The following is a 13,065-nucleotide window of genomic DNA, read 5'->3' as shown; positions in this document are numbered from 1 at the left end:
GGGATCAGGGGCAGGAGCCGGGAGTTCAGGCGTCACCCAGCCGCGCCACCAGGTGCAGCCGGTCCCCGTCGGCGGAACCGCCGGGGGGCGAGCCGGGCTGCCAGGGCGGCTCCGTACGCGGGCCCGGCCCGTCGTGCAGGGCCGACACCGTGAAGCCGTGCGCGGCGAGCGCGTACCGCAGTTCCTGGGGGAACAGCAGCCGCCACGCGGAGTGCTGTTCGACAGGTGGCGCGCCGTCCTCCGTGCTCCACACCCGCCGCCGACGCAGCAGTTGGGCGGCCCGGTCCACGGTGAGGGTGGTGACGGACCGGTGGACGGTGCCGTGCCATGTGAAGCCGCGGATCTGCGGCGCGTCCAGCAATTCGGTACGGCCGAGGAAGAATGCGCCGTTGCGCATTTCCGCCACCAGCAGTCCGCCGGGCGTCAGCGCGCGGCGGCAGGAGTCCAGAAAGCCGTCCAGTTCGTCGTTGGTGTGGCAGTACAGCAGCGCGCTGTCCAGGCAGACGATCGCGTCGAAAGGCTCCGCCGCGAGGTCCTTGAGACGGAAGCGGCGCAGGTCGGCCCGTACGTAGCGGGGCCCGGGGTGGTGGGTGCGGGCGTACGCCAGCATCGCGTCGGACAGGTCGGCGCCGACGACCGTGCGGCCGGTGGCGTGCAGGTGGGCGGCGTCGCGCCCGGTGCCGCAGCCGATGTCGAGGACGCTCGGCCCGGCACCGTGCGTACGCAGCACGTCCTCGGTCCAGCGGGCGGCCAGCCGCTCCGGGTCGGGGAACCGCGCTTCGTACAGCGCGGGGTTGTCGGTCAGCAGATTGCGGGCCGCGGTCTCGGCCCTGACTCCGGCACCGGCGCTCCCGCCCATGCCGCCACCCATGTCTCCCCTCGTCCCGCCCTCCATGTCCTCCCTCATGCCGCCACCGCCACGGCCCGTACGGGCAGGGCCCGCAGCCGGTGCAGCCAGCCGACCCCCGCCGCCGAGGCGAGGCCGAAAACGAGGCAGCAGGCCCAGGGCAGCCACGGGGCGCCGTGGGCACCCGCGTCCATGGCCCAGCCCACGACGGTGTTGCCGACGGCAGCGGCGATGCCGGAGACGACGTAGAAGATCCCGAAGTAGGTGCCGGTCAGGTCGGCGCGGCCGAACTCCGGTATCAGTTCCATGACGAACGGCTGGGCGATCATGACGCCGACGTACAGGAGCAGCGCCCCGGCGAGCACGGGTACGAGGGCGAGGGCCGCCCGGCCCGCACCGCCGCCCGCCCCGGACATTCCGGACACCGCCATCGGCGGGACGAACGCCACGCCCATCAGGGCCAGCCCGACGGCGACCCAGCGCGCCCGTGTGCCGCGCTCCTTGAGGGAGCGGGTGATCCGCATCTGGAAGGCGAGGTTGGCGAGGGTGCCGACGAGGAAGACGATGCCCGCCGCGCCGTCCCAGCCGGTGGCCCGCCGGGCGCCGTCCGGGAGCAGCAGGTAGAGCTGGTTCTCCATGGTGAACATGCCGACCATGGCGAGGGAGAAGGCCAGGAAGGCCCGGTTGGCGAGGACTTCGCGCCAGTCGCCGAGCACGCTGCCCTGCGCGGCGGGTACCTCGCGGGCGGGCAGGACGGCGGCCTGCGCGGCGGTGAGCAGGGCGAAGATCGCGGCGGCGGTGAGGGCGGAGACCCGGAAGTCGACGAGCAGCAGGGCGCTGCCGATCAGCGGCCCGACCAGGGCACCGGTCGTCGCGAACACGTTGAACAGGGCGAACGCCTCGGCCTTGCGGTCGCCCGCCTCGGCCGCCAGGTAGGCGCGCACCGCGGGGTTGAACAGGGCGCCGGCCAGTCCGCTGAGTACGGAGGCTGCCAGCAGCACGGGCAGCCCGTCGCCGAGCGCGAACAGCGCGAAGCCGACGGTGCGCAGCGCGCAGCCGGCGATGATCACGCCGCGGGCCCCGAGCCGGTCGGCGGCCGAGCCGCCCAGGATGAACAGGCCCTGCTGGCTGAGGTTGCGCACGCCCAGCACGATGCCGACCACGGCGGCGGACATCCCCAGGTCCTCGCCGAGGTGGGTGGCGAGGTACGGGATGAGCAGGTAGAAGCCGATGTTCACGCCGAGCTGGTTGACCAGCAGGAGCCGGATGGCGAGCGGGAAGGCCCGCATCTCACTCCACGTCTTCACGGTGGTGCCTTTCCTTCTGTACGTCCTGTGCGACGGGCTGCGCGACCGGCTGAGGGGTGGCCTGTGCGGTCGGCTGTACGGCGGGCTGTGCCGCGGGTGGGGTGCCGCGGTCCGTCCCGCGCGGGGGCACCGGCCGCACGCCCAGGCCCGCGCCGGTTCCGGCCCGTACGGTCCCGTCGGTGCCGCCGATGCCGGTCCACGGGTCGTGCGCGAGGAGCAGGTGCCCGTCGAGATCGACCCAGCGGGCCCGGTCGGCGAGGTGGACGGCGGGGGCGATGCCGAGGGTGCCGGCGGTCAGGCAGCCGAGCATCAGCCGGGTGCCGCTGCCCGCGAGCAGCTCCTCGATGCGCAGGGCCGCGTGGACGCCGCCGCACTTGGCGAGCTTGACGTTGACGCCCTGGACCCGCCCGGCCAGCCGCTCGACGTCCGCGAGGTCCACGGCGTCCTCGTCGGCGATGACGGGCAGCGGCGAGCGGGCGGCGAGCCGGGCGAGCGCTTCGGGGTCGCCGGGGAGGGTGGGCTGTTCGACGGCGGCGACGCCGAGTTCGGCGAAGCGCGGCAGCAGCCGCCCGGCCAGCTCCGGTGTCCAGGCGCCGTTGGGGTCGAGCAGCAGCGCCGCCGTGGGAGCGGCGTCCCGTACGGCCCGTACGCGGGCGAGGTCGTCCTCGGGGTCCGCCGTACCGGCCTTGATCTTGAGCACGGTGAAGCCGCTCTCGGCCAGGCACCGGGCCTGTGTCCGGGCCCGCTCGGTGGGCACGATGCCGATGGTGCGGGCAGTGGCCGCGACGGGCCGCTCCGGGGTGCCGAGCAGCTGGTGGACCGGCTTTCCGGCGCGCTTGCCGACGAGGTCGAGCAGTGCCGATTCGACGGCCGCGGTGACGGCGGGCGGCGTGCCCTGGGCGGGCAGCTCGCCCGCGCGCAGGGCGTCCAGGGCGCTCTCCGGGTCGGCGAAGCGGCCGAGTTCGACGGCGGCACCGGCCAGCAGGCGGCTCAGGGTGCCGGTGTCGAGGCCGTAGTAGACGCTGGTGACGGCTTCGCCGTGGCCGCGCAGGCCGCGGTGTTCCACGGACAGCCAGACGGCGTCCCGTTCGGCGGTCACCGACCGCGAGATGCGCAGCGGCTCGGCGAGCCGCAGCCGTACGACGCGCAGGGTGCCCCTCATGCGGTGCCCTCCCGCCCGGCCGGTGCGACCGATGCGGCCGGTACGGACAGCGCCTGCGGATCGACGACGGTGGTGCAGCGCGCCCAGCCGGTGGCCTCGGCCGCCGTGGGGTGCGGAATCTCCACCGGGCGGGTGGCGACGGCCTGCCCGTCCAGGCCGTGGGCGGCGGCGAAGTCCTCGTCGTAGACGGTGCCGAGGTAGCGGTGCAGGCCGTCGGGGAAGACGGTGGCGACGACGGCGCCGGGGTGCACACGGGCCGCCCAGGCGGCGACCAGTGCGACGGCGCCGGTGCTCCAGCCGCCGCTGACGAAGCTGCCGCGGGCCAGCCGCCGGCAGGCGTCTGCGGCCTCGGCGGGCCCCACCCAGTGCACCTCGTCGAAGGCCCCGTAGGCGACGTTGCGCGGGTGGATGCTGCTGCCGAGGCCGCGCATCAGGCGGGTCCTGGCGGGCTGCCCGAAGATGGTCGAGCCGGTGGCGTCCACGCCGATGAGGCGCAGCGCGGGCCAGTGGCGGCGCAGCGGGCCGATGATCCCGGCGCTGTGGCCGCCGGTGCCGACGCTGCACACCAGGACGTCGAGGTGGTCGAGGGCGGCGGCCAGCTCGGCGGCGAGCGAGGCGTAGCCCGCGGCATTGTCGGGGTTGTTGTACTGGTCGGGCCAGTACGCGTGCGGCAGCAGGGCGCGCAGTTCACGCAGCCGGGCGAGCCGGGCGGCCTGCCAGCCGCCCTCCGGCGCCGGCCGGTCGACGATCTCCAGCCGCGCGCCGTAGGCCCGCAGCAACTGCCGCATGGACGGCTCCAGTTCGCTGTCGCAGACCAGGACCACGTCGTGGCCGAGGGCCTGCCCGGCGAAGGCCAGGCCGACCCCGAGAGTGCCGGAGGTGGACTCCACGACCGGCGCGCCGGGGCGCAGTTCGCCCCGCTCGCGGGCGCCGAGCAGCATGGAGACGGCGGCGCGCGCCTTCATGCCACCCGCGCCGAGCCCTTCCAGCTTGGCCCAGAAGCCGGGGTGCGGGCAGGGCAGATCGCCGGTGATACGGGCCAGCGGCGTACGGCCGACGAGGGCGAGCAGGTCCCGGTTTGCGGCGGGCGCGCCGAGGACGGCGGCGGTCATCGGGTGCCTCCCCGGTGCCGCAGGGCGTAGCCGTCGTCGCCGGTGTAGCGGTGGACGACGCCGGGCCCGCCGTCGAGCCAGAAGAACGGGTACGGCTCGGCGCACACGGCGCTCACCCCGGCGCCCAGCAGGCGGGGCAGTACGGCGCTGCCGGTCTGGGCGAACATCACCAGCGGCTTGGCGTGCCGCGCGCAGTGGGCGCGCAGCGGCTCGAAGGTGCCGTTGCCGAGGGTCATGCCGGAGGCCAGTACGGCGTCGCAGCCGTCCAGTTCGGCGAGCGCGTCGGTGCGGATGGGCTCGCCCCACTCGGTGCGGCCGCCCTTGAGATCGCACGGTATGCAGGTCAGTCCGCGGGCGCGCAGCGCCTCCAGCAGCGAGTTGACGACGCCGACGACCAGGACGGTGCGGCCGGGCGCGACGGCCAGCAGCCCGGCGACGCCCCGGGCGCGGGCCCGGGACTTGGCGAGCGAGTCGCCGGCGGGCAGCTCCCAGGGCTGGGCGCCGTTGGCGGGTGTGTGCGGGAAGGCGTGCATCAGGTAGGCGTCCAGGGCGGCGACGCGTACCGGTGCGAGCGGGTGGCCGAGGAGCGTCGCGATGTCGGCGCCGACGCAGTCGTCGATCGCGGCGGCGGGCAGCGCGCCGGGTTCCACGGCGCAGGAGCCCACCGCGCTGCCGAGGCGCAGGCTGAGTACCTCGTTGCGGTATCCGCCGCTGCGGCCCTCGTGGCGTACGGCCTGGCTGGTGGTGAAGGCCACCGCGATCTTCTGCGTACGGGGGTCGGGCCCCAGTTCGCCGGCCCGTACGCGGCGTACCAGGTCCGGGTAGCCGGCCGCCGCGGGCCGCACGGCGCTGTCGGCCACCGCGCCCTGTCCCTGCGGGCTCATCGTCCGTCCACCACCCGCGGACACAGTCCGGCCAGCAGTTCCTCGACGCGGGCGCGGGCGCCCGGCCCGCCGCCGTCACCGGCCATGACATGCCCCAGGTAGCCGTTGTTGCTGCCGGTCTCCTTGACGGCCTTGCCGGGCGCGGCGAGCTGGACCTCCAGCACGCCGGGCCGTGCGTCGAGCCCGTCGGTGCCGGTGATCTCCTGGAGCACTCCGGTGCGTTCGGGTACGAGGAAGCCGATGGCGGCGCTGCGCAGCCCGGTCTCGCGCGGCGCGAGGTCCGGTGCGCGGCCGAGCGCCACCTCGACGAAGGCGGCGGCCAGGTCGACGCCGGTGACGTGGCGTATCAGCTCGGTGATGCGGTTGCCGGCGGGCCGCGGGTTGACCTCGACGACGCGCGGTCCGGCCGCGGTGAGTTTGACCTCGGTGTGCGCGACGACCTGGTCGAGGCCGAGCGCCTTGAGCGCGGCGCGGGCGGTCTCCGCCGCCGCTGCGGCGTCGGCGGGGCTCAGCGCGGCGGGGAACATGTGCCCCGTCTCGACGAACGCCGGGGCGCCGCCCACGCTCTTGTCGGTCACCCCGACCACGTGCACCGCGCCGTCGTACGACACGGTCTCGACGCTGACCTCCGGCCCGTCGAGCAGCTCTTCCAGCAGGACCACGGGGGCCCGGAGCTGGCCGCGCGCGTTGACGGGGAAGGCGGCCAGCTCCCGGTGGGCGCGGGCCAGCCCGGTCTCGTCCTCGATGCGGCGTACGTACATGCCCGCACAGAGGTCCACCGGCTTGAACACCAGCGGGAAGCCGATCTCGCGCGCCGCCTCGGCGGTGCGCGCCCAGTCGGCGCACACCGCGAACCGGGGGCCGGGCACACCGGCCGCCTCCAGGGCGCGCCGGGTGGCGTCCTTGCGGCAGGCGGCCTCGACGGCTTCGGGGGCGGGTCCGGGCAGGCCGAGGTGGGCGGCGATGCGGGCGACGGCGGGCAGGTAGTAGTCGCACGAGCTGAGGACGCCGTCGAAGTCCAGCGCCGCGTGCAGGCGTTCGGCGTACGGCAGCAGGGCGTCGGTGTCGTTGGTGTCGGCGGTGAGCACGTTGCGGGCCGCCAGCAGCGGGTGGGCGGTGCCCTCGGGGGCGGACCGCAGGTAGTGGTGGAGGTCGCGGGTGAGGAAGGTGAAGTCGTGTCCGGCCTCGCGGAGGGCGCGGGGCAGCAGCCTGCCCATCGACCCGACCCAGCTCTCGACCATCAGCAAATGCGCCACAACTCTCCTTCTGCGCAGGCGGTTTCGCTTCCGGACACGCCGGAGGGAGGCCCCGGCGGCCGTGGTGCGGTGTTGACCGAACGCGATGCTAACCGTAATGATTTTCATTGTCACCTCGTGGGGGTGCCTTTTCTTCGCCCGCGAGGCCCGCCCGCGCCCTCAGCCCTCCATGGATTGCGAGCCCCATGCCACCCGCCCTGCGGCGCACCGCCCTGCTCTGCGCGCTCCTGACCGGCGCCGTCCCGCTGTCCACCGCCACGGCCGCCGAGCCCCGCGCCGGTGCTCCGGCCCCGTCCCCGCGCTTCGGCCCTTGCCCGGCGTCCGTGCCCGCGCCTCCCCCACCGGAGCGCGTCGAGTGCGGGACGGTGAGCGTGCCGCTGGACCACACCCGTCCGGACGGTGATCGCATACGGATAGCCGTCTCCCGCGTGCGGGCCTCGGGGACGCCCGCCGAGCGGCGCGGGGTCCTCCTCGTCAACCCCGGCGGTCCGGGCGGCTCCGGGCTGCCGTACGCGGTCACCAAGCGCGCCAAACTGCCGGAAGCGGTGCGCCGCGCCTACGACGTCATCGGCTTCGACCCGCGCGGCACCGGGCACAGCGCCCCCGCCGACTGCGGGCCGATGGGCGGGCTCTTCGACAGCCCGGGCAGCGGCGACCCCGTACCGCGCGACCGGCCCGGTGAGCGCGCCTACCTGGATTCCCAGCGGCGGCTGGCCGCCGACTGCGCGGCGGGCACGGGCGCCGCCCTCCCCCATCTGTCCACGCGCGAGACCGCGCGTGACATGGACGCCGTCCGCGCGGCGCTCGGCGAGCGGCGCATCAGCTACCTCGGCGTCTCGTACGGCACGTACCTGGGCGCGGCGTATGCGGCCGAGTTCCCGCACCGCGTGGACAAGTTGGTGCTGGACAGCGTGGTCGGGCCGGAGGACTGGCACGACTTCGACGTACGGCAGGCGCACGCCCTGCTGCGGCAGCGCGATGTGCTCTTCGACTGGCTGGCGCGGCACGCCGCCCGGTTCCGGCTCGGCGGCACCGCGCGTGAGGTCCGCGCCGCGTACCAGCGGGTGCGGGACGGGCTGGCGGCGCGCCCGGTGTCCGGTTTCGGCGCCGCGGCCTTCGACCGGGCCGTCTACCGCGCCCTGGGCCGTACGGAACGCTGGACCGCCCTCGGTGACGGGCTGCGCGCCTACCTGGACGAGGGGACCGTGGACCGGCTGCGGCCCGCCGCGCCCTTCGACGGGCCCGAGTCCCGCACGTACGAGGCCGCCAACCGCGCCGTGAAGTGCGCCGACGGGCCGGGGCCCGCGCCGGGCCGGGTCGTCGCCGACATCCGCCGGCTGCGGCGCGCGGACCCGCAGCCCGTACTGACCGGCCTGGAGGCGGCGGCCTGCGCGTACTGGCACGCCCGCCCGGCGCAGCGCACCCGGCTCGGCAGCCCCGCGGCACCACCGGCACTGCTGGTGGCCTCCGCCCACGACCCCGTGACGCCGCTCGCCGGTGCGCGGGCCCTCGGCCGCGTGCTCCCCGGTTCGCGGCTGGTCACCCTGCACGACGACTACTCGCACGGCGTCTTCGCCAGCCGCGGCAACGGGTGCGTGGACTCCACGGTCGGCGCTTACCTGGTCGGGGGCACCGTGCCTGCCGGGGACGTGCACTGCACGGGCCCGGGGCTGCCGGAGCCGTCGCCGCGCGGATGACCCCGGCGGGCCTCAGCCCACCGCCGTCACCTCGGGGAAGGGCGGCGCACCGGTGTCGCACCACGTCCCCTCCGCGCCCGACAGATACCGCTCGAAGAACGCGCCGACGCATGCGCGGGTGATCTCGACGCCGCGGCCCTCCGGCAGCGAGCCGAGCGCGTCCGCGTAATCCCCGGGGTCGGTGCACTCGCGGAAGCCGAGGGGACCGGCGAGGGCGTCGAGGTCGGTGGCGGACTCGTGACCGCCGCCGGTCACCAGCAGGTGGTGCCGCGGTCCGCGCAGGCCGCGCCACAGCCGCTCGCGCGCCCGGGGCTCCTCCGGGTACTCCGGGTCGTCCGCGGTGAACTGGCAGATCAGGAAAGGGCGTTCCAGTCCGGTGCGCAGGACCTCGCCGTACGGGGTGCCGTCCAGGTCGGCACCGGCCGCCAGCCCCGGGTCGAGCCGCATGGCCTCGGCGGCGGCCGCGCCGCCCAGCGAGTGGCCCGCGACACCCGCCCGGGACGGGTCGAGCAGGGCGTGCCACCAGAAACCGGGGGCGGTCAGCCGGGTCCGGGCGAAGCGGAGGTCGGCGGCCCGGACCGGCACGTAGCGGGTGGCGAGGTCGCCGGTGTCCCCGTCCGCGAGTCCGTCCGGTTCGCGGTACGGCACGATCCGGCCGTCCGGGAACTCCACGCCGAGCGCGTCCGACGGGTGGTCCAGGGCCGCCACGAGGAAGCCGCGGGAGGCCAGGTCCTCCCCGAGGGCGGTCAGCGCCGCGCGGTACTGCGCGTGGCCGGGCGACAGCAGGACGAGCGGGCAGCCGCGCGCGTCCGGCGCGGGCGGTGCGTCCGCCGCGCCGTGCACGGCGACCCCGGCCGCGGTGCCGCGCGGCAGCCCGGAGCAGCCGCGCTCCTCCGCCCACCAGTCCTCCCACGCGCCGACCACCAGCGGTGACATCGCGGCGGAGACGTACCGGCCCGGCACCGCGCCGGTCCCCGCCCGCGCCGGGTACCACAGCTGGGCCATCAGCTCCCGGGGCCGGCCGGGCCGGAACGGGTCCTCCCGGTCGTCATCGACCAGGTGGACGGTGCGCACGCCGACCGCGCGGGGGCCGGTGGGCGGGGGCAGTTCCAGGCGTGGTGCGGTGCCCCGGCCGGGGCGCGGCGCACCGGTCGCCGGCCGGGAGGTGACGCGGGTGTCCGCCATGGCGCTGCCGTCCTCTCGTCGGTTCCGCGGGCAGCACATCCGACCACGTACGGCGGCACGGTGCACCGGATTTTCCGGGAGGGCCGGAAAGCGCGGCGATCCTGCTTCGGCGCGCGGGCGGGTGCGCCCACCATGGGGGCGACGCGGGCGGCAGCCCGTCCGCCCGGCCGCGCAGGCGCGGGCCGGTCCGTTACCAGTGCAGGAGCCAGCATGATCTTCATCGTCGTCAAGTTCACCGTCCGGCCCGAGTACCAGGACTCGTGGCTGTCGCTGGTGGACGACTTCACGCAGGCCACCCGGCAGGAGCCGGGCAACCTGTTCTTCGAGTGGTCGACCAGTGTCGACAACCCGCGCGAGTTCGTGCTGGTCGAGGGCTTCGCCGACCGCGAGGCCGGGGACGAGCACGTGAACTCCGCGCACTTCAAGGCGGGCCTGGAGGCGATGGCCGGGGCCATCGAGACCACCCCGCAGATCATCAGCAGCGAGATCGAGGCCGAGGGCTGGTCGGCCATGGGAGAGCTGTCGCCGCGCGAGGCGTGAGCGGCCGGGGCGCGACGCCCCGGGGCGACGGGCCCGTCCCGCCGGGCGGGCACGTCCTCCACAACCCCTTGCAGTGGCCCGCGTGGCAGCGGGCCGGGCCGTTCAGCGCGGTATGCCGCACAGGGCGTGGTCCACGAGAGTGTGCAGGGCCTTCAGCTGCCGTACCGCGGTGACCTGGCCGGCCGGGCGGCTGTGCAGGGAGACGGTGACGGTGCGGCGGCCGTCGGGGGTGGCCGCCGGTTCGACCACGTAGCCGAGGCCGCTGCCGCCGTGGCCCCAGTAGGCGCCGCCGCAGGACAGCGGGACGCTGAAGAGGCCGAGGCCGGCGCGGCTGCCGGGTATCTCACCGGGCCCGTCCGGCACCGCCACGGTGCGGCGCATCGCGGCCTGCTGGGCGGGGGCCAGCAGACGTCCGGTGTTCAGGGCGGTGAAGAACCGGTCGAGGTCGGCGGCCGTGCTGATCATGGCGCCGTCGGCACCGGTGTCGAAGGGCAGGTACGGCGCGGTGGTGTCGGCGTACGGGCCGCCGGGTGCGAACTGCTGGTATTCGGTGGCGTGCGGACGCGGGAAGGACGGGCGGCCCTCGGGCGCGCCGGTGTGCCGCAGGCCGAGCGGACGCAGGATGCGGGTGCGGACCTCGTGCTGCCAGGTGTGACCGGTGGCGGCCCGCACGATCAGGCCCGCCAGGAGGTAGTTGGTGTTCGAGTAGCCGTGGCGGGCGCCGGGGCGGAACTCGGGGCGGTGCCGCATGGCCAGGGCGACCAGCTGCTCGGGGGTGTGGAAGCGGTTCCGGTGGGCCTCGAACTCGCGGCTGTCACGAGGGGCCACGTCGGCGACGTAGTCGGGCAGGCCGCTGGTGTGGCCGAGCAACTGGCGCAGGGTGACGGCGCGGCCGTCGTTGCCGTTCCCCCTGACCATGCCGGGCAGCCACTTCTCCACCGTGTCGTCGAGCCGGAGACGGCCCTCGCCGACGAGTTGGAGGACGACGGTGGCGACGAACGACTTGGTCGTACTGCCGATGCGGAGATACCCCGCGCGCGGCACCGGCCGGCCGGTCGTCAGGTCACCGGTGCCGCTGGTGGCCGTACGGACGCCGTCCGGGGTGCGCAGGCGGACGGCGACACCGGTGACACCCGCGTCGCGCAGGGCGTCGGCGTCGCGCTGGAGCCGGTCGGCACGGGCCTGGCCGGCGGCCGTGGCCGGGCCCGGCAGCACGACGAGCAGCAGGCCGAGGACGGCGAGCACGGCCACGCCGGCGGTGCGCTCGCGACGGTGGTGGCGTGTCATGGGGTGATGGTCGCGCGGTGCCGCCGGGTTCGCCCATCCGGCAGGCCCCCGTTCCGGTGGTGGGGCAAACCACAACCGGTGGACGGCTCGGGGCGCCGGTACAGGTACGGGTAGGGGTACCGACTGGGGCGGACCGGGACAGGCCGGTACGGACCGATACGGCGACGGCCGGTGACGACGGTGGCCGGACACGGCGGCAAGGGGACACGGCATGGAACGGTGTCTGGTGACCGGGGCCACCGGGTACATCGGCGGACGGCTGGTGCCGGAGCTGCTGGCCGCGGGGCACCCGGTGCGCTGCCTGGCCCGTACGCCGGACAAGCTGCGGGACCACCCCTGGGCCGGGCGGGTGGAGACGGTGCGGGGGGACGTCACGGACGCGCGGTCGCTGGCCGAGGCCCTGGAGGGCGTCGGGGTCGCCTACTACCTCGTGCACGCGCTGGGCACCGGCAAGGACTTCGAGGAGACCGACCGCCGGGCGGCCCGCACCTTCGCGGCGTGCGCGCGCGAGGCGGGGGTGCGGCGGATCGTCTACCTGGGCGGCCCGGTGCCCCGGGGCACCGAGGAGCGGAACCTGTCGCCGCACCTGCGGTCCCGCGGCGAGGTGGGCCGGATTCTGCTGGAGTCGGGTGTGCCGACCGCGGTGCTGCGGGCCGCCGTCATCATGGGCTCCGGTTCGGCGTCCTTCGAGATGCTGCGGTACCTGACCGAGCGGCTGCCGGTGATGGTCACGCCGAGCTGGGTGCGCACCCGCATCCAGCCGATCGCGGTACGGGACGTCCTGCACTACCTCGTGGCCTGCGCCGGGCTGCCGGACGAGGTGAACCGGGGCTTCGACATCGGCGGCCCGGACGTGCTGACGTACCGGCAGATGATGCAGCGCTACGCGCGCGTCGCCGCGCTCCCCCGCCGTCTGATCCTGCCGGTGCCGGTGCTGACGCCGGGCCTGTCCAGCCTGTGGGTGGGGCTGGTCACGCCCGTACCGGCGGCCATTGCCCGCCCGCTGGCGGAGTCGCTGCGCCACGAGGCCGTCGTCCAGGAGGACGACATCGCGCGGTACGTTCCGGACCCGCCGGACGGGCGGACCGGCTTCGACCGGGCGGTGGAACTGGCGCTGCGCCGCGTACGGGAGGCGCGGGTGGCCACCCGGTGGTCGTCGGCCTCGGTGCCCGGCGCCCCCAGCGACCCGCTGCCGACCGACCCGGACTGGGCGGGCGGCAGCCTCTACACCGACCGCAGGCAGTGTGTGGTGGACGCGCCGCCCGAGGCCCTGTGGGAGGTCATCGAGGGCATCGGCGGCGAGAACGGCTGGTACTCCTTTCCGCTCGCCTGGGCGCTGCGGGGGTGGCTGGACCGGCTGGCGGGCGGCGTCGGGCTGCGCCGGGGGCGGCGGGACGCGGCGCGGCTGCGCGCCGGTGACTCGCTGGACTTCTGGCGGGTGGAGGAGATCGAGCGGGGCCGGCTGCTGCGGCTGCGGGCGGAGATGCGGCTGCCGGGGCTCGCCTGGCTGGAGCTGCGGTCCGGCCGGGACGCGGCGGGCCGTACGGTCTACCGGCAGCGGGCGGTGTTCCACCCGCACGGGCTGGCGGGCCACGCGTACTGGTGGGGCGTGGCGCCGTTCCACTCGGTGGTGTTCGGCGGGATGGCGCGCAACATCGCGGCGGCGGCGCGGGAGCGGGCGGACCGGGAGCGGGAGCAGGCGGAGCGGGGTGCCGCCGAGGGGCGCTGACGCGGCCCGGCCGCCGTCACCCTCCGTGTGCGACATACCGGCGAACAGGTGATTACCGG

At 75.7% G+C, this 13,065-nt stretch carries 11 protein-coding genes; 3 read left to right on the top strand and 8 right to left on the bottom strand.

What is annotated here, in order from left to right; genetic code table 11:
- Window positions 1-25 precede the first annotated feature (25 nt).
- The 6 genes from ACH4FX_RS34040 to ACH4FX_RS34015 are packed head-to-tail and all read right to left on the bottom strand — an operon-like array spanning window position 26 to window position 6,568.
- Window positions 26-859 (bottom strand): class I SAM-dependent DNA methyltransferase, encoded by an 834-nt coding sequence (locus tag ACH4FX_RS34040; RefSeq protein ID WP_398485332.1) that lies wholly within the window; start codon window positions 857-859, stop codon window positions 26-28.
- Between the two features lie 44 nt (window positions 860-903).
- Window positions 904-2,154, bottom strand: a complete 1,251-nt coding sequence (locus ACH4FX_RS34035; protein WP_398485310.1) for an MFS transporter — start codon at window positions 2,152-2,154, stop codon at window positions 904-906.
- Window positions 2,138-3,316 (bottom strand): enolase C-terminal domain-like protein, encoded by a 1,179-nt coding sequence (locus tag ACH4FX_RS34030; protein WP_398485309.1) that lies wholly within the window; start codon window positions 3,314-3,316, stop codon window positions 2,138-2,140. Before ACH4FX_RS34030 ends, ACH4FX_RS34035 begins: the two co-directional genes overlap by 17 nt.
- A complete protein-coding gene (locus ACH4FX_RS34025) occupies window positions 3,313-4,428 on the bottom strand; it encodes a PLP-dependent cysteine synthase family protein (protein ID WP_398485308.1) in 1,116 nt (371 codons plus the stop codon). Before ACH4FX_RS34025 ends, ACH4FX_RS34030 begins: the two co-directional genes overlap by 4 nt.
- The gene (locus tag ACH4FX_RS34020; RefSeq protein ID WP_398485307.1) at window positions 4,425-5,312 is read right to left on the bottom strand and encodes a Rossmann-like domain-containing protein; all 888 of its coding nucleotides are present in this window, start codon (window positions 5,310-5,312) and stop codon (window positions 4,425-4,427) included. Before ACH4FX_RS34020 ends, ACH4FX_RS34025 begins: the two co-directional genes overlap by 4 nt.
- Complete coding sequence (locus tag ACH4FX_RS34015) at window positions 5,309-6,568, bottom strand: ATP-grasp domain-containing protein (protein ID WP_398485306.1); 1,260 nt, start codon at window positions 6,566-6,568, stop codon at window positions 5,309-5,311. Before ACH4FX_RS34015 ends, ACH4FX_RS34020 begins: the two co-directional genes overlap by 4 nt.
- 185 nt (window positions 6,569-6,753) lie before the next feature.
- On the opposite strand from ACH4FX_RS34015, the gene ACH4FX_RS34010 reads away from it, so the two are divergent.
- Window positions 6,754-8,265 carry an alpha/beta hydrolase gene (locus ACH4FX_RS34010; protein ID WP_398485305.1) on the top strand — a complete coding sequence of 504 codons (1,512 nt, stop codon included), beginning with the start codon at window positions 6,754-6,756 and terminating at the stop codon, window positions 8,263-8,265.
- A 12-nt stretch (window positions 8,266-8,277) separates the two neighbouring features.
- On the opposite strand, the gene ACH4FX_RS34005 is transcribed toward ACH4FX_RS34010, so the two are convergent.
- Window positions 8,278-9,450: an alpha/beta hydrolase family protein gene (locus ACH4FX_RS34005; RefSeq protein ID WP_398485304.1), complete on the bottom strand. Its 1,173-nt coding sequence runs from the start codon at window positions 9,448-9,450 to the stop codon at window positions 8,278-8,280.
- Between the two features lie 210 nt (window positions 9,451-9,660).
- Between ACH4FX_RS34005 and ACH4FX_RS34000 the strand changes: the two genes are divergently transcribed.
- Window positions 9,661-9,990, top strand: a complete 330-nt coding sequence (locus ACH4FX_RS34000; RefSeq protein ID WP_398485303.1) for a putative quinol monooxygenase — start codon at window positions 9,661-9,663, stop codon at window positions 9,988-9,990.
- Window positions 9,991-10,092: 102 nt separating this feature from the next.
- On the opposite strand, the gene ACH4FX_RS33995 is transcribed toward ACH4FX_RS34000, so the two are convergent.
- Entirely contained in the window at window positions 10,093-11,277 is a 1,185-nt protein-coding gene (locus tag ACH4FX_RS33995) for a serine hydrolase domain-containing protein (protein ID WP_398485302.1), read from the bottom strand.
- Window positions 11,278-11,488: 211 nt separating this feature from the next.
- Here ACH4FX_RS33995 and ACH4FX_RS33990 point away from each other — a divergent pair, with 211 nt between their 5' ends.
- Entirely contained in the window at window positions 11,489-13,006 is a 1,518-nt protein-coding gene (locus tag ACH4FX_RS33990; RefSeq protein WP_398485301.1) for an SDR family oxidoreductase, read from the top strand.
- Window positions 13,007-13,065 lie beyond the last annotated feature (59 nt).

This window comes from Streptomyces sp. NPDC018019 (assembly GCF_044327805.1).
GTDB lineage: Bacteria > Actinomycetota > Actinomycetes > Streptomycetales > Streptomycetaceae > Streptomyces.
This window is presented reverse-complemented; position numbering and strand designations above follow the sequence as displayed.

Excerpts from the sequence above, each read along its gene's own strand:
- ACH4FX_RS34040 (WP_398485332.1), bottom strand. The coding sequence starts at position 859 with ATGGGCGGGAGCGCCGGTGCCGGAGTCAGGGCCGAGACCGCGGCCCGC.
- ACH4FX_RS34030 (WP_398485309.1), bottom strand. The coding sequence starts at position 3,316 with ATGAGGGGCACCCTGCGCGTCGTACGGCTGCGGCTCGCCGAGCCGCTG.
- ACH4FX_RS34025 (WP_398485308.1), bottom strand. The coding sequence starts at position 4,428 with ATGACCGCCGCCGTCCTCGGCGCGCCCGCCGCAAACCGGGACCTGCTC.
- ACH4FX_RS34020 (WP_398485307.1), bottom strand. The coding sequence starts at position 5,312 with ATGAGCCCGCAGGGACAGGGCGCGGTGGCCGACAGCGCCGTGCGGCCC.
- ACH4FX_RS34010 (WP_398485305.1), top strand. The coding sequence starts at position 6,754 with ATGCCACCCGCCCTGCGGCGCACCGCCCTGCTCTGCGCGCTCCTGACC.
- ACH4FX_RS34005 (WP_398485304.1), bottom strand. The coding sequence starts at position 9,450 with ATGGCGGACACCCGCGTCACCTCCCGGCCGGCGACCGGTGCGCCGCGC.
- ACH4FX_RS34000 (WP_398485303.1), top strand. The coding sequence starts at position 9,661 with ATGATCTTCATCGTCGTCAAGTTCACCGTCCGGCCCGAGTACCAGGAC.
- ACH4FX_RS33995 (WP_398485302.1), bottom strand. The coding sequence starts at position 11,277 with ATGACACGCCACCACCGTCGCGAGCGCACCGCCGGCGTGGCCGTGCTC.
- ACH4FX_RS33990 (WP_398485301.1), top strand. The coding sequence starts at position 11,489 with ATGGAACGGTGTCTGGTGACCGGGGCCACCGGGTACATCGGCGGACGG.